Annotated in this window: 17 protein-coding genes; 8 read left to right on the top strand and 9 right to left on the bottom strand. The window is 69.5% G+C overall.

Going from position 1 to position 14,777, the window contains the following annotated elements; genetic code table 11:
- Window positions 1-70 precede the first annotated feature (70 nt).
- Both ACTMO_RS0119575 and ACTMO_RS0119580 read left to right on the top strand, forming a co-directional pair.
- A complete protein-coding gene (locus ACTMO_RS0119575; RefSeq protein WP_019856377.1) occupies window positions 71-604 on the top strand; it encodes a PadR family transcriptional regulator in 534 nt (177 codons plus the stop codon).
- Window positions 605-673: 69 nt separating this feature from the next.
- Window positions 674-1,777 (top strand): inositol-3-phosphate synthase, encoded by a 1,104-nt coding sequence (locus tag ACTMO_RS0119580; RefSeq protein WP_026449423.1) that lies wholly within the window; start codon window positions 674-676, stop codon window positions 1,775-1,777.
- Window positions 1,778-1,858: 81 nt separating this feature from the next.
- Here ACTMO_RS0119580 and ACTMO_RS0119585 read toward each other — a convergent pair whose 3' ends face one another.
- The 3 genes from ACTMO_RS0119585 to ACTMO_RS0119595 are packed head-to-tail and all read right to left on the bottom strand — an operon-like array spanning window position 1,859 to window position 3,290.
- The gene (locus ACTMO_RS0119585) at window positions 1,859-2,257 is read right to left on the bottom strand and encodes a hypothetical protein (RefSeq protein ID WP_019856379.1); all 399 of its coding nucleotides are present in this window, start codon (window positions 2,255-2,257) and stop codon (window positions 1,859-1,861) included.
- 1 nt (window position 2,258) lies between these two features.
- Window positions 2,259-2,978: a hypothetical protein gene (locus ACTMO_RS0119590; RefSeq protein ID WP_033401585.1), complete on the bottom strand. Its 720-nt coding sequence runs from the start codon at window positions 2,976-2,978 to the stop codon at window positions 2,259-2,261.
- 9 nt (window positions 2,979-2,987) lie between these two features.
- Window positions 2,988-3,290 (bottom strand): type VII secretion target, encoded by a 303-nt coding sequence (locus ACTMO_RS0119595; RefSeq protein ID WP_211212997.1) that lies wholly within the window; start codon window positions 3,288-3,290, stop codon window positions 2,988-2,990.
- A 108-nt stretch (window positions 3,291-3,398) separates the two neighbouring features.
- Between ACTMO_RS0119595 and ACTMO_RS0119600 the strand changes: the two genes are divergently transcribed.
- Window positions 3,399-3,962 carry a hypothetical protein gene (locus ACTMO_RS0119600; RefSeq protein ID WP_019856382.1) on the top strand — a complete coding sequence of 188 codons (564 nt, stop codon included), beginning with the start codon at window positions 3,399-3,401 and terminating at the stop codon, window positions 3,960-3,962.
- Window positions 3,963-4,026: 64 nt separating this feature from the next.
- Here the strand turns inward: ACTMO_RS0119600 and ACTMO_RS0119605 are convergent, their stop codons facing one another.
- The 4 genes from ACTMO_RS0119605 to ACTMO_RS0119620 all read right to left on the bottom strand — a co-directional run bounded on the left by ACTMO_RS0119605 (window position 4,027) and on the right by ACTMO_RS0119620 (window position 8,393).
- The gene (locus ACTMO_RS0119605) at window positions 4,027-4,710 is read right to left on the bottom strand and encodes a DUF3558 family protein (RefSeq protein ID WP_019856383.1); all 684 of its coding nucleotides are present in this window, start codon (window positions 4,708-4,710) and stop codon (window positions 4,027-4,029) included.
- Between the two features lie 137 nt (window positions 4,711-4,847).
- On the bottom strand, window positions 4,848-5,891 hold the full coding sequence (locus ACTMO_RS0119610; protein ID WP_026449424.1) for a glucose 1-dehydrogenase: 1,044 nt from the start codon (window positions 5,889-5,891) through the stop codon (window positions 4,848-4,850).
- Window positions 5,888-7,768, bottom strand: coding sequence for a glycoside hydrolase family 15 protein (locus ACTMO_RS0119615; RefSeq protein ID WP_019856385.1), 1,881 nt, complete (start codon window positions 7,766-7,768; stop codon window positions 5,888-5,890). The genes ACTMO_RS0119610 and ACTMO_RS0119615 overlap by 4 nt, the downstream gene beginning before the upstream one ends.
- 52 nt (window positions 7,769-7,820) lie before the next feature.
- Window positions 7,821-8,393: a type VII secretion system-associated protein gene (locus tag ACTMO_RS0119620; RefSeq protein WP_019856386.1), complete on the bottom strand. Its 573-nt coding sequence runs from the start codon at window positions 8,391-8,393 to the stop codon at window positions 7,821-7,823.
- Window positions 8,394-8,639: 246 nt separating this feature from the next.
- Between ACTMO_RS0119620 and ACTMO_RS0119625 the strand changes: the two genes are divergently transcribed.
- Together ACTMO_RS0119625 and ACTMO_RS0119630 are read left to right on the top strand one after the other, a co-directional pair.
- Window positions 8,640-9,071 (top strand): PRC-barrel domain-containing protein, encoded by a 432-nt coding sequence (locus tag ACTMO_RS0119625; protein WP_019856387.1) that lies wholly within the window; start codon window positions 8,640-8,642, stop codon window positions 9,069-9,071.
- Window positions 9,072-9,306: 235 nt separating this feature from the next.
- Window positions 9,307-10,083: a helix-turn-helix domain-containing protein gene (locus ACTMO_RS0119630; RefSeq protein ID WP_245556271.1), complete on the top strand. Its 777-nt coding sequence runs from the start codon at window positions 9,307-9,309 to the stop codon at window positions 10,081-10,083.
- A 41-nt stretch (window positions 10,084-10,124) separates the two neighbouring features.
- Here ACTMO_RS0119630 and ACTMO_RS0119635 read toward each other — a convergent pair whose 3' ends face one another.
- Window positions 10,125-10,520: a type II toxin-antitoxin system death-on-curing family toxin gene (locus tag ACTMO_RS0119635; RefSeq protein WP_019856389.1), complete on the bottom strand. Its 396-nt coding sequence runs from the start codon at window positions 10,518-10,520 to the stop codon at window positions 10,125-10,127.
- Window positions 10,521-10,560: 40 nt separating this feature from the next.
- Window positions 10,561-10,782 (bottom strand): ribbon-helix-helix protein, CopG family, encoded by a 222-nt coding sequence (locus tag ACTMO_RS0119640; protein ID WP_019856390.1) that lies wholly within the window; start codon window positions 10,780-10,782, stop codon window positions 10,561-10,563.
- 261 nt (window positions 10,783-11,043) lie between these two features.
- Here ACTMO_RS0119640 and ACTMO_RS21575 point away from each other — a divergent pair, with 261 nt between their 5' ends.
- The 3 genes from ACTMO_RS21575 to purM all read left to right on the top strand — a co-directional run bounded on the left by ACTMO_RS21575 (window position 11,044) and on the right by purM (window position 14,576).
- Window positions 11,044-11,451: a sterol carrier family protein gene (locus tag ACTMO_RS21575; RefSeq protein ID WP_033401586.1), complete on the top strand. Its 408-nt coding sequence runs from the start codon at window positions 11,044-11,046 to the stop codon at window positions 11,449-11,451.
- Window positions 11,452-11,539: 88 nt separating this feature from the next.
- Window positions 11,540-13,108: an amidophosphoribosyltransferase gene (gene purF, locus ACTMO_RS0119650; protein ID WP_026449426.1), complete on the top strand. Its 1,569-nt coding sequence runs from the start codon at window positions 11,540-11,542 to the stop codon at window positions 13,106-13,108.
- A gap of 343 nt (window positions 13,109-13,451) precedes the next feature.
- Window positions 13,452-14,576 (top strand): phosphoribosylformylglycinamidine cyclo-ligase, encoded by a 1,125-nt coding sequence (purM, locus tag ACTMO_RS0119655; protein ID WP_019856393.1) that lies wholly within the window; start codon window positions 13,452-13,454, stop codon window positions 14,574-14,576.
- The last annotated feature ends 201 nt before the right edge of the window (window positions 14,577-14,777 follow it).

The following is a 14,777-nucleotide window of genomic DNA, read 5'->3' on the forward strand; positions in this document are numbered from 1 at the left end:
CCGATATATCGGGGCGATATAATCCGATCGGGGTGTTGCTCGTGGGGCTTCATCCGCAGGAGGGGTGAGGATGCTCGAGTTCGCCGTGCTCGGTCTGCTGCACGAGACGCCGATGCACGGGTACGAGCTGCGCAAGCGGCTCCAGGAGATCCGCGCGTTTTCCTGCGGAACGATCTACCCGACGTTGCGCCGGATGCGGCGTGCCGGGCTGATCGAGGAGGAGCCCGACGAGCAGGGCGCACAGCAGTGGTCGCGACGGGCCCGACGCGTGTACCGGTTGACCGGGGCGGGGCGGGACCGTTTCGTGGAGCTGGTCGAGGACTGCGGGCCGCGCGCGTGTCAGGACGAGACGTTCGACGTGCGGCTGGCGTTCTTCGCGCGCACCCCCGCGCCGGTCCGGATGCGGATTCTGGAGAACCGTCGCCGACGCCTCGAACAGCGTCGGGAGGGCCAGCGCGCCATCCTGGCCAGAGCCGACGAGCAGTGTGACCGGTACACGGCGCAGCTGCACCGCCTGGGGCTGGACCACAGCGAGCTGGAGGTTCGCTGGCTCGACGAACTGATCGCCCACGAGCGGGCCGCGCAGCAGGCCGACTCGAAGTGATCGGGACCCGTCGGGTGGAAGCTTGGACAGGAGACGAACGGGACACGACCGAGAAGGAGGCCGGCGACCATGGGCGGAGATCGTCACGGCGAGGCAACGGGGAACAAGGTCCGGGTGGCGATCGTCGGTGCGGGCAACTGTGCCGCGTCGCTGGTGCAGGGCGTGCATTACTACGCGGAGATGGACCCGGCGGGGCGCGTGCCGGGGCTGATGCACGTGGACTTCGGCGGGTACCACGTCGGTGATCTCGAGTTCGTCGCGGCGTTCGACGTGGACGCGAAGAAGGTCGGACGCGACCTGTCCGAAGCCATCGTGGCCAGCGAGAACAACACGATGAAGATCGCCGACGTCCCGCCGCTCGGTGTCACGGTCCAGCGTGGCCACACGCTGGACGGGCTGGGGCAGTTCTACTCCGAGACCATCTCCGAGTCGGAGGAGCGGCCGGTCGACGTCGTGCGGGCGCTCTCCGAGTCCGGCGCCGACGTGCTGGTTTCCTACCTGCCCGTCGGTTCGGAGGAGGCGGACAAGTTCTACGCCCGATGCGCCCTGGAGGCCGGGGTCGCCTTCGTCAACGCGCTGCCGGTGTTCATCGCCTCCGACCCGGAGTGGGCGCGCAGGTTCACCGAGGCGGGCGTGCCGATCGTCGGCGACGACATCAAGTCCCAGGTGGGGGCGACGATCACCCACCGGGTGCTGACGAAGCTGTTCGAGGACCGCGGGGTGCACGTGGACCGCACGATGCAGCTCAACGTCGGCGGCAACATGGACTTCCTGAACATGAAGGAGCTCGGTCGGCTGGAGTCCAAGAAGACCTCGAAGACCAACTCGGTCACCTCGCAGGTCCAGCGTGACCTGGGCGAGCGCAACGTGCACATCGGCCCGTCGGACTACGTGCCGTGGCTGGACGACCGCAAGTGGGCCTACATCCGACTGGAGGGCCGTGCCTTCGGGGACGCTCCGGTGAACCTGGAGTACAAGCTGGAGGTGTGGGACTCGCCGAACTCGGCGGGCATCGTCATCGACGCGATCCGAGCGGCCAAGATCGCCGCGGACCGGGGGATCGGCGGGCCGGTGCTGTCGGCGTCCTCCTACTTCATGAAGTCCCCGCCGGAGCAGTACTCCGACTCGGAGGCCTACCAGGCCGTGGAGGCGTTCATCGCCGGGGAGGTCTGACCCCGTCCCCGTCGATCCGGGTGTTGTGCCCCGCCGCCTCGTGGCGAGCGGGGCACACCCGTGTCGTGGGCGGGCGCCCGGTCACTCCAGCCAGCTCCGTTGGCTGAAGTCCTCCTCCTCGGCTTCCTCGGTCTCGGTCTCGGCGGTGCGGGCCTGCCGCTCCCGCCGGGAGAGCTCCTCGCGGAACTCGGCGAACTGCCGTTCGCCGGTCTCCTCCAGCTGCTGCCACTCCTGCTCGGAGAGGTTCTCGAACTTCTCGGCGGCCTGGGAGACGAACGGGCTCAGCACCCTGTCGAAGGCCGGGGCGGAGACGGCCTCGCGCAGGCTGGAGCGCCCCGCGAGGATGTCGTCCACCATGTTCCTGAACTCGGTGTCGTCCGTTTTGCCGCGCAGCAGCCGCAGCGAGTTCTTCAGGTGTTCGGAGAGCGCCCGGTCGCCGCGCGCCACGTCCAGGGTGGGTTCTTCCTCGGAACCAGCCACATCAGACTCCGGGGTGGTCGTAGTCGCCTTCGGGAAGGCTGTGCCTGTCTATGTCCTGCAACGCCGAGGCGTAACCGGCCACGAGTCCGGTGGTGGCCTGCACGGAGTTCCAAGCGATCGTGTGCGCTTCGAGGGCCTGGCCCCAGACGCCCATCGCCTTGCTGATGGTGGCGACCATGGCGGCTCCGGAGAGGACGGGCCCGATCACGGTGTAGCTGCTCGCCGCCGCCGCGGCGGCCTCCAGGGCGATGGCGATCAGCAGGTCGAGCAGCATCTCCAGGAAGCCCTTGATGGCGTTGGCCGTCTCGTACATGCCGACGGCCATGTCCTTGAACTGGTTGGCCAGGTCGTCGAGGGTGTCCTGCTGCTGCCGTATCGACTCGGCCAGTGACGTGAAGTACGTCTCGGCGTTGTCGGCGGCGACTCCCGACCAGTCGTGGGAGACCTCGTCGAAAGCGGATCTCAGTTCGCCGGCGAAGTCGGCGTTGAAATCCTTCAGATTCTCCAGCGCCACTCCCGCTTTCTGGACCTTCTCCCAGTCGCCACCGATCTGTTCACCGATCCACAACCAGGGGTTTGTTCCGCACACCTGTTCGGCGGCCCAACCGACCCAATAGGAGAGACTGATGTACTGGGAAACCCCGATGACGTTCTCCGCCAGGTCGGGAATGGGATCCGTCGAGGTCGGCTCCACGAGCCGGGCAGCCGGTGAGTTACTCATCGTCGTGTCTCATTCGTAGCTTCGGTCCAGCCTGCTGGCTTCTTCCCGGTCCAGGCGCTCATACAGGGCAGCCGCCTTGTCGATTTCGGTGGCGGCCTCGTTCTGCAGTTTCTTCAGTTTCTCGTAGTTGTCGACCAGTGCCGTTCTGGCGTTTTCCGCGGCGGAGGCGGCGGTGACGTACATCCGAGAGTCGGAACCGCTGATTTCCAACCATTCCTCGACATAGGAGGCCGCTTTGTTGGAATCGTTCGCCAGCTCGCCCAGCTTCGTTCCGAAGGATTCTATGCTATCTGGGTTCGCCTTGAAAGACACTCCCGTCCCCCCTGTGGTGATTCCCGTTTCCGAGGAACCCTACCCTACGGTATTGTCGGCCATCAATACGATTCGTCCCGGTGCGTTCCGGGACGGGAGGGAGGGGCGGTGGACGAGGCGTCCGGCACTCCGGAGGCGACGTTGGAGTTCCCCGCCGAGGCGTGCACCCCGCAGCGTCTTCCCGGGGTCTGTGTGCGGCACGGCGCGCCGTGCGTCCGCAGGATCGACTTCGCGTTGCAGTCCCGGGTGGAGGTTTCCGGAAGCCGTGTGCTCGGCGGGGGCAATGTTCTCGGGCTGTTCGGCCGGTTCGGTGAGCGGGCGCGCAGGGTGGCCGTCGTCGGAGTGCGCGGGTGGCCGCTGTGCCGCCGGTGCCGCGCGATGCGCCTGCGGTGGTTCGGGGCGGCGCAGGTGCTGTTCTGGGGAGGTCTGCTCGCGGTGCTCGGGGGTGTGCTGGGCAGGGTGGTCACCGGGCAGACGGCCGCCGCGTTCGGAGTGTCCCTGCTGGCCGGTTTCGCCGCGATGCTGCTGGCCGCGGTCCCCTTCAGCCTGGGCGGTGTTCCGCGTGTGGTGCGGGCCCGCGCGGCGGGGGACGGCACGCGGGTACTCGTCGACCGCCCGCACCCGGAGTTCGCCACACGGCTGAGCCGGCAGGGAGGCACGGAGCCACGGTGACCGCGGCCCGGCCTCCGCTCGGTCCGGCGGAAGTCCCGACTCCGGGGAGAGTGAGGCTCGGCAGTCACACGGCGGAGAGGTTGCCGATCACCATGCGCGCGATCCGGCGCCCCAGTTCCTCGGTGGCCGCGTCGTCACCGAGCACCGTGGACTGAACATCCACCCGGGAGTTCTCGGTCACCGCGATGCCGATCAGGCAGTTCCCGTACTCGCACTGGATCCGGGCCGGATGTCCGGCGACGGTGGTCTCCTCGGGACCGCCGGTGATGCCGGTGAACTCGTCCAGGCCGCTGTTCTCGTGCACGGTCAGCGAGGCGTTGGTGCTCGGGCCGTCCCCCTCGGGAGGGGAGAACTCGCAGCCGCGCTGCTTCCCGTCGTCGGGGGAGACGCGCGGCAGCCCCACCTCGGTCCGCTGCCTCTCGGTGAGCAGTCGACAGGGGTCCACATCGGCCAGGGAGTGGCTGTTCGGAGGAGCACTCTCGGAGATCGACTCCTCGCTGGGGGGAAGGGGACGCCGGCTGTTCGACGGCTCTGTCCCGGTGGAGGAGGTCGGGGAGTCGGTCGCGGAGACGGAGGGTGAGGGTGGGCGGGGCGGGCTCGTCCCGTCGGTCGTGGAGACGCCTTCCGGGGAGGGAGGCGGGTTTGCGGAGTCGTCCCCACCGCCGCAGGCGGTGAGGGTGAGCAGTGCCAGGGCCACGAGCGGGGCGGCCCGCCGGGCCGCGCGGAGGGGTAACCGACGTCGGGTCATGGTTCCGTCACTGTATACACAACAGGGCCGGGACTGAACTCTCCCGCCACCCGACGGTCCCGTGTGGAGGGAAAGGGGCCCACGGGCGGTCCCGGAGTCCCCGCGAGCACGGAAGAACCCGGGTGTGTTCGTCGGGCTCACCGCCGCAGGTCCACGACCACCTTCACGTCGTCGTCACCGGGGCGCAGCGCCTCCGGCCAGCTGTCGAGCGGAACCCGGCGCGAGATCAACCTGCCCAGCCACCGTGGGTCGGCCTGCTCCAGTGCCTGCACCGCGTGGCGGTAGTGCCGCAGGTTGGCGCTCACGCTGCCGATCACCACGTCGTTGTCCATCACGAGTTCGTCGTTGACGGCTCCGGCGGGCACCCGCACGGTCCGGTCACTGCCGGAAAGCCCGAGCAGCACGGTGATCGCGTTGCGCGCGGTGCGGCGCAGCACGTCGAACACGACCTCCCCCGAACCGGTCGCCTCGAACACCAGCTCCGGCTCGAAGCCCAGCTCGTCCAGGCAGGTGTGGTAGGTGGCCCCCAGGTCCCGCACCAGCCCGGGTTTGACCCCCTCGGTCACCCGGTCGAGCACGTGCACCTCCAGCCCCCGCTGCACCCCCATCAGCGCGGCCAGCAGCCCCACGGGTCCCGCGCCGGTGACCAGCACGCGGCGGGGCGAGAAGTACGTGCGTGTGCCGACGTTCTCGGCCTGTTCCCAGGCCTTGGCCACCACCGAGCCGGGCTCGGTGAGCACACCCAGCTCTCCGAGTCGGTGCGTCACCGGAACCGCGAAGCGCGGTTCCACCGTCCACCGTTGGGCGCCGAAACCGTGACGTCCCTTGATACCGCACTCGGTGTAGTCGTTGTTGCGGCAGAAGTCCCACTGACCCGCCGCGCACGCCGCGCACGGCTGCGGATCGGGTCTGCGCACCACCCCCACCAGGTGGTCGCCCTCGCGGAAACCGCTGATGGCCGGGGCGTAGAGCACCCGCCCGAGCGACTCGTGGAACAGCACCAACCGGTCGCTGCCGGGGGGTGCGGATCCGTGCCTGGAGCCGACCACCTCCTCGTCGGTGCCGCACACCCCGGCCAGCAGTCCCTCGACCAGCAGTTCCCCTGGTTCCGGAGTCGGGTCGGCGAGCTCCTCGACAGCGGGGGAGTCCGCTTTGCCCGGAACCACGGTCGCAGCCTTCAACGCTCGCTCCTTCGTCCGTCGCGCCGACTGGTCTCGTTGCGAGTGTGCCCCCCGTAGAGCACGGCCGCCGAGTTGACCAGGGCCAGATGACTGAAGGCCTGCGGGAAGTTGCCGGTGAACCGTCCCGAGTGCACGTCGTACTCCTCGGAGAGCAACCCAACGTCGTTGGCCATGCCCACCAGTTCCTCGAACATGCGCTCGGCCTCCGGGCGGCGTCCGCACAACGCCAGCGCGTCGACCAGCCAGAACGAACAGGCCAAAAAGGACCCCTCGCGTCCGGTGAGTCCGTCCACCGAGCTGGTTCCCTCGTGGGTGCTGTAGCGGTCGACCAGCACCCCGTGGCGGAGCTGCTGCTCCACCGCGTACACCGTGCCGCGGACCCGTTCGTCGTCGCCGGGCAGGAACCCGAGCGCGGGAATCAGCAGGGTGGCCGCGTCCAGCGTCTTACCCCCGTAGTACTGGGTGAACGCGCCCAGCTCCGGATCGTAACCGTGCCGCAGCACCTCCTCGCGCACGGTGTCCCGGATCCCGCGCCACCGTTCGACGGGACCGGGAAGACCGTCCTCCTCCACGGCACGCACGGCGCGGTCGAAGGCCACCCAGATCATCACCCGGGAGTGGGTGAAGTACCGCTCCGGACCGCGCACCTCCCACAGCCCCTTGTCCGGGCGGTCCCAGATCGTCTCCAGGTGTTTGAGCATTCCCCGCTGCAACGCCCAGGAGTCCGGAGTCTCGGTGACCCCGCGTTCCCGGGCCAGGTGCAGCGCGTCCATCACCTCGCCGAACACGTCCAGCTGTAGTTGCCCGTAGGCGGCGTTGCCGATGCGCACCGGGGTGTTGCCCTCGTAGCCGGGCAGCCAGTCGGGCTGCCACTCCAGCAGATGGCGTTCCCCACCCACCCCGTACATGATCTGCAGGTCCGCCGGGTCCCCGGCCACGCTGCGCAGCAGCCAGCGTCGCCACGCGGCGGCCTCGGCGGAGCAGCCGTAGTTGTCCAGGGCCAGCAGCACCAGTGTGGCGTCCCGCAACCAGCAGTAGCGGTAGTCCCAGTTGCGGTTGCCCTCGAGGGCCTCCGGCAGTGAGGCGGTCGGGGCCGCGATGATCCCCCCGGTGGGGGAGTAGGTCAGTGCCTTGAGGGTGGCCAGTGAGCGGTGGACGGCCTCCCGGTGGGGTCCGTTGTAGGTGATCCGCCTCGACCAGTCCCGCCAGAACGCCTCGCTCTGCCGCACCTGCTGGACCGGGTCCTTGGGAGGCGGGAGAGCATCCGGGTTCTGGGCCCACTGCATCACCCAGGAGTACCGCTCTCCGGCGCGCACGGTGAACGTGGTCTCGTGGGCCCGCTCGTCCTCCTTGCGGCGGGGAAGCCGGTCCCCGCGCAGCACCACGGTGTGCGGGCCCGCGAGCGCGAACAGGTACTCGTCCGGCACCGGTTCGCGCTCGCGGACCGTGCGCACCCACGGCTTCGAGTGGCCGTAGGCGAAACGCACCACCCAGCGCACCCGGATCTCGACCTCTCCCGTGACGCCCTCGACGGTTCGGACCACGCAGGGCTGGTCGTGCTGGCTTCCGTCGTGCGGGGGCATGGTGTCGACCAGTCGCACGGTGCCGTACTCGGTGTGGAAGTCGGTCTCCAGCACCAGCGAGTGGTCGCGGTAACGTCGCTGCACCCGCAGCACCGGGCAGGTCGGGGTGATCCGCCAGTGTCCGTGTCGCTCGTCACCCAGCAGCCGCGTGAAGCACGAGGGTGAGTCGAAACGGGGCAGACAGAGCCAGTCGATCGAGCCGTCCCTGCCGACGAGCGCGGAGGTGCGGAGGTCGGAGAGCAGCGCGTAGTGCTCTATCGGGCCTGGGCCGGTTCCCCGTAGATCCTCTGTCACACGCCCGAGACTACGGGTTCCTGGCGGGCCGGAGCCCTCGTGCGGGCGGGGCTCACTGCTCCGTGGCCGCGTCGACCAGCATGTCGTAGGGGATCACCGCGCGTATCGGGTCGTCGAGGTTGAGTCCCAGGTCGATACCGCCCAGCAGTCGGGGCAGTTGGTCGCCGGGGACGGTGCGGTGGCTCGGCCAGTCCTCGGGAACCCGTTGCTCCGAGGTGCAGGCGGGCACGAGCCTGCTGCCGTCGTCCAGCTCGGCTTCGTAGAGGTCCTCGTCACCGTCGTGCTCGGCGTAGAGCACCACCTCGCCGGCCAGCACTGCCGTGGGCAGCTCCGTCTCCGGGGCGTTGCCCGTGGAGATCCGTTCGAGGACCCGTTCGAGTTCGTTCACCGGGTCGATCGTCGGAGCCTTCGGCTCGTACTCCTCGTTGGGGTGAAAGTCCTCGTCGATCTCCCCGTTCGCATCGATTCGGAAGGCGCCGACCACCCCTTCCGGGGGGACGTTCTCGCCCGCAGCCTCGTAGGCCGGGTCGACGATGTAGAGCCAGCTGTCCGGGGTCCGCTTCGCCTGTTCCCGCATCTCGTCGGTGATCTGCGGGGCGTAGGAGGGAACGGAGTCCTCACTCATGTGTTCTCGCTTTCGTCCGGGGGTGTTCGTCGTGCTCGCCCGGAGCCTTCCACACGGAAGTACCCGGGGTTCGTCCCGACCACCCAGACGGTGTCAGACGTGCCGTCGGTTGCCGCCGTCGGTCTCGATGTCACAACGGAAGAGGGGACTTCCGCTTTCGGCGGGATGCCTCGACGCGGTCGAGCGGGCAGACTGACAGGCGATGCTCGTGTCGGGGCGAGCAGGTGGGCGGGAGGTGGTTGGATCATGATCGGACAACGGGAGGCACTACGGCTGACCGGGTGTGACGCGTTCGATCCGAAAGGTCACCGTCTCGGCGTCGTCGGGCGGATGTTCGTGGACGTCGACACCGAACAACCGGTGTGGATCACCGTGCAGACCGGGCTGTTCGGGACCAACGAGAGTTACGTTCCCCTGGAGGGGGCCGCGTTCGACGGGGACACGTTGACCGTGGCCGTGGACAGGGAGTCCGTGCGGACCGCCCCGTGCGTTCCGCTGCGGGAGGGCGATCTCGATCCGGAGCAGGAGATGGAACTCTACCTGCACTACGGCATGGAGTACGGGGTGTGGCCGGAGGAGGAACTCTCCGGTCGCCAGGCTCCCTACTCCTCCGAGACCGCGTTGAGCTACGTACGGGCCGTTCGCTCGCGGCTGCGTCGGTTGGTGGTCGTCACCTGAAACCACGTGCCGCGTGTGTGCCGCCGTCGGTGTGGTCGGACCCACCGGTTCGGCCCCTCCGCGGCGGTGTCCCGCAGGGGAGGTACTCGCTCCCCCGCGAGCCTCAGCCTTGGGGGTGGGGGGTCTCCGCCAAAAGTGGGTTCCTGAACGTGTTCGGTTCGGATACGTTGCTGTTCGGGAACGGGTAACCACCCGGACACCCGATCGGGCCGTGCATCCACCGAGAGGGGCCACCGTGCCGAGCACTCAAGCCGACATGCTGCGACCCGCCGGACAGCCCCGGGACGAGCGCGAACCGCACACCAGGACACGGCGCGCGGCTGAGTCCGTGGTCAGGACGACACAGCGCACCGCGGACGGCGTGCTCCGCGTCGTGCACGGGGCCGAACGCGTCGGCAGCATCGCCCACAGACTGCGACGCAACGCGACCCGTACCGTCAGCGAGGTGGTCAAACCGCCCTACGCGGCCACCGAGGCTCCCGACACCCCGGAGCGCCCCGGCCTCTCCGAGGGGGTGGAGTACCGCGTGGTCTACGAGCGGTCCGCGCTGTGCCGACGACAGCGGCAGGACGGCCCCGTGACCCCGCCCGAACCGGGCGGTCAGGCACGTGTGGTGCATCTGGCCCCGATGAAGCTGCTGCTGGCGGACGAGGAGATCGGCCTGTTGCCGCTGACCTCCTCCGGCGACACCCTGGAGAGCGCGGTGCTGCTGCGCGGCTCCACCCTGCTCACCTCGATGGTCGGGATGTTCGAGGAACTGTGGCGGCTGTCCGCCCCGCTGGGCTGCGAGACCGCCGAGCACGGGGGGCGGGAACCCGGGGAGGAGCCCTCCGAGGAGGAGCGCTGGATCCTCTCGTTGCTGGCCTCGGGAGCCACCGACGAGGCCATCGGGCGACACATGGGGTTCAGTTCCCGCACCGCGCACCGGCGGGTCCGCGAGCTGATCTGGCGGCTGGGGGTGCAGACCCGTTTCCAGGCGGGGGTGCGGGCCGTGAAGCTCGGCTGGCTGTGACCGGGGACGGTCGGACAAGTTTTCCGGAGTCGTTGTCGAGATCAGGGCAGCGGTGGAAGGTCGAGTGGTGTTGCCCAGGTTTTGAGAGTGCTCGCGATGGTGGCGACGTCGAGTTGTCCTTCGGCGGTATCGACGACCAAAGCGACCACTTCTCCCTGGTCCGCAGGACACAGCTGATATCCGTTGAGACGGCAGAGCACCTCGGTGGCCGACCAGGCCGTGCGTTTGTTGCCGTCGACGAACGGATGGTTACGAGCGAGTCCGTGCGGCAACGCTGCGGCCTTCTCCGCCAGTGTGGGGAACGCATCCCCACCGAATGCGCTGGCCTGGGGACGGAGTACGGCACTGTCGAGCAGCCCGAAGTCACGAAGACCGTGCGGACCGACGAAATGGGCGTTCATCTCCTGCACGTCGTGGGCGGACAGGTACCAGGTCATCGGCTCTGCCGGAGGACGCTCCGCGCTGTCCGACCCACGATCACAGGTCCTTGAGCTTGTCCAGTGCCACGGCGTGCTGGCGCAGCGTGGCGTCGAAGGCCTCCCGCACAGTGTCGGTGCGGGCGTGCTGGTGCAGGTATTCGGCGATGGCCCGCTTGACCACCTCGTTGACCGAGGTGTTGGTCGCGAACGCGGTCGTACGCAGTGCCTCGGCCATCTCGGTGGGAACCCGCACCGTCAGTCCCGTCGTCTCCGACATCATCGATCACTCCCCACGACAATGACACCATGGTCTCATGGTGTCATCCTCCTGTCGAGGACGAGGGTGTGAGGTCCTTTCGTGGCCAGTTCCGGCAGGGGCCTGGTATGAACCCGACTCGGTGCCGGGAGTGCGGACCCGTTTCCAGGCGGGGGTGCGGGCCGTGAAGCTCGGCTGGCTGTGACCGCCGCCCGCTCCTGGGGGGTCGGACGAGCCGCGCGACGGGTTCCCACCTCGTTTCCGGAACCTCGTAGGCTACGGACCATGCCGGCCCGACGAGTCGATCCCGCCGAACTCCGCGCGGCGGTGTCCGTCACGCTCGCCTGGTTGCGGGGCGAGGCCGAGCGACCCGCGCGGCGGGAACTGGCCGAAGCGGTCCGCCTGAGTCTGCGCACGCTGGAGCGCGCGGCCCCGGGGAACAGCGTCGAAGTGCGTGTTCCCCCGTTCGGTGCGGTGCAGTGCGTGCGGGGCCCCCGACACACCCGGGGGACGCCGCCGAACGTCGTCGAAACCGACCCCCGCACCTGGCTGCTGCTGGTGACGGGAGAGCTGGACTGGTCCACGGCGGTGGAGCGGGGGGAGGTCTCCGCCTCGGGAAGCCGGGCGGACCTGGCGCACTGGCTGCCGCTGCTGCGTTTCGGGAACACACCCCAGGAGCCGGCCGAACAGTGACCGGGCCCACTCGGGAGGTGGACATCCCGGGCGTGGGGGGAGTTTATACTGAGGTGCAACTCCGGCTCCGTTGAACAGGGAGTTTTCGGTGGTCACCGACCTGCCATACCCGGGAACAGCCGAGGCGGCCGAGGACGTTCCGCGTGAGGAATGCGGCGTCTTCGGTGTGTGGGCACCCGGCGAGGAAGTTTCCAAGCTCGCCTTCTACGGGCTGTTCGCCCTCCAACACCGCGGCCAGGAGGCGGCGGGGATCTCCGTCGGCGACGGTTCCCAGATGCTGGTGTACAAGGATCTCGGCCTGGTCAGCCAGGTCTTCGACGAGCAGGTGCTGGCCTCCCTGAGCGGGCACGTCGCCGTCGGTCACGCCCGCTACTCCACCACCGGCGGCGGCACCTGGGAGAACGCGCAGCCGAGTTTCCGCACCACGGCCACGGGCAGCGGGCTCGCCCTGGGCCACAACGGCAATCTCGTGAACACCTCGGAGCTGTTCGAGCGGGCGGTGGCCGAGGGAGCCGACACGATCACGCCCAACAGCACCTCCGCCTCCGCCTGCCAGCGGGCCACCACCGACTCCGACCTGGTGTGCGGGCTGCTGGCCGCGCGGGCCGCCGACAAGGGCATCGAGCAGGCCGCGATGGAGCTGCTGCCCGCCGTGCGCGGGGCGTTCAGCATGGTCTTCTCCGACGAGTCGACGCTCTACGCCGCCCGGGACGGGCACGGGGTGCGTCCCCTGGTGCTCGGCCGTCTCGAACGGGGCTGGGTGGTGGCCAGCGAGACCGCCGCGCTGGACATCGTCGGCGCCTCCTTCGTGCGGGAGGTCGAGCCCGGGGAGCTGCTGGCGATCGACTCGGCCGGGCTGCGTTCCCAGCGTTTCGCGGTCCCGGAACCCAAGGGGTGCGTGTTCGAGTACGTCTACCTCGCCCGTCCCGACACGACCATCGCCGGTCGTTCGGTGCACAGCACACGGGTGGAGATCGGGCGCACCCTGGCGCGGGAGAACCCCGTGGAGGCCGATCTCGTGATGCCGGTCCCCGAGTCGGGAACCCCCGCGGCCATCGGGTACGCCGAGGAGTCCGGCATCCCCTACGGCAACGGGCTGGTCAAGAACGCCTACGTCGGCCGCACCTTCATCGAGCCCTCACAGACCATCCGCCAGCTCGGCATCCGGCTCAAGCTCAATCCGCTGCGCGAGGTGATCCGCGGCAGAAGGCTGGTGGTGGTCGACGACTCCATCGTCCGGGGCAACACGCAGCGCGCCCTGGTGCGGATGCTGCGGGAGGCCGGAGCCCTGGAGGTGCACGTGCGGATCGCCTCGCCCCCGGTGCGCTGGCCCTGCTTCTACGGCATCGACTTCGCCTCCCGCGCCGAACTCGTGGCCAACGGCCTCGACCTCGACGGAGTGCGGCGTTCCATCGGCGCGGACTCGCTGGGCTACGTGTCGCTGGACGGACTGGTGGCCGCCTCCGAACAACCGCGCAACCGACTGTGCACCGCCTGTTTCGACGGGAACTACCCGATCCCGCTGCCGGAGGAGGACCGGATCGGCAAGTACCTGCTGGAGGACCCCGGTGGGGTGGCCGAGACCGACTCCTCCGCAACCGAGGACACGGTGCTGGCCGGTGGGTACGGAGCGGAGGAGGCCGTCGGCCGTCCCTAGACCGTATCCTCGGAGAGGTGGTGTCGCGGTGCGACGAGCGGCCCTCCTCCCGCACGGCGCGGGCACACGTCCCGACCGGGCCCGGGTGGGGCGCCGCTTTACGGACTTCCTCCTCGCCCGGGATCTCGGGGCCTCGCGCTCTCGGAGTTCTCGTGCCGGTGTGGGGAGAGCCCCGGCCCGGTTGCCGGACCGTTCGCGGCGGGTCGGTGCTCGCGGAACGTCGCGCAACCACGCCCTCCCGCGCTCGTTGCTCGGTTCGTCCGTGTCCGTACGTAGCGTGGAGCGTGCCGCACGCACACGCGTGTGTCGACCATCAAATCTCGCACCAGATCTGGAGCAAGACGTGTCCGAAGACCTGCTGACGGGGTCGAATTCCGGCGCCGCCGACCCGGACGGGCCCGCGTCCACCTACGCCGACGCCGGAGTCAGCATCGAAGCCGGTGAGCAAGCCGTGGACCGAATGCGCCCCTGGGCGGAACGGGCCACACGTCCGGAGGTGCTGGGCTCGCTCGGTGGATTCGCGGGGCTGTTCCAGCTCCGGCTGGACAAGTGGAACGAACCGGTGCTGGCCTCCTCCACCGACGGGGTCGGTACGAAGCTGGCCGTGGCGCAGGCGCTGGACATCCACGACACCGTCGGGATCGACCTGGTCGCGATGGTGGTCGACGACCTGGTGGTCTGCGGGGCGGAGCCGATGTTCCTGCAGGACTACATCGCCACGGGATCGGTGGACCCCGAGCGGATCGGCAGCCTGGTCAAGGGCGTCTCCGAAGGGTGCGTACAGGCCGGGTGCGCGCTGCTCGGAGGGGAGACGGCCGAGCACCCCGGCATGATGGGACAGGGCGAGTACGACATCTCGGCCACCGGCGTGGGGGTGGTCGAGGCCGACGACATGCTCGGCCCGGACCGGGTGCGGCCGGGGGACGTGCTGATCGCCATGGGCTCCTCGGGGCTGCACTCGAACGGCTACTCCCTGGCGCGGTACGTGCTGCTGGAGCAGGCCCGGATGCCGTTGTCCGGACACGTGGAGGAGTTCGGCAGAACCCTCGGTGAGGAGCTGCTCGAACCCACCCGCATCTACGCCAAGGAGTGCCTCGCGCTGGCCGCCGAGGCGGAGGTGCGGGCCTTCGCGCACGTCACCGGCGGTGGGCTCGCGGCCAACCTGGAGCGGGTGCTGCCGCAGGGGCTCAGCGCGGTGATCGACCGGGGAACCTGGACTCCCGACCCCGTGTTCGGGCTGATCGCTCAGCGGGGCCGGATCGAGAACGCCGAGATGGAGCGCACCTTCAACATGGGGGTGGGGATGGTCGCGGTGGTGGCGGCCGAGGACGTGGACCGGGCGCTGGCGGTGCTCACCGCCCGGCACTCTCCCGCCTGGGTGCTCGGTGAGGTCTCCCGGGAGTCGGCCGTTGCCGAGGCGGACGAGAACCAGCGCGTCGTGCTGCGCGGCAACCACCCGAGGTTCTGAGCGAGACCGGCGGGTGTCCCTGCCGGTGCGGCACCCGCCCACCCGGGGTTTTCCGGCCGACCGACGGCTGGTCGGCCGAACACGCCCGGGGCACGTGACGGTGTGGTGCGCGGGGCGGTCCTCGGCGCACCGAGTCGGCTTCCCACCACCTCGTCCCAACCCCACGCGGAAACGCCAACCGTGCCGGGTCGGTGGGCAGAG

Source organism: Actinopolyspora mortivallis DSM 44261, from assembly GCF_000384035.1.
Taxonomy (GTDB): Bacteria; Actinomycetota; Actinomycetes; order Mycobacteriales; family Pseudonocardiaceae; genus Actinopolyspora; species Actinopolyspora mortivallis.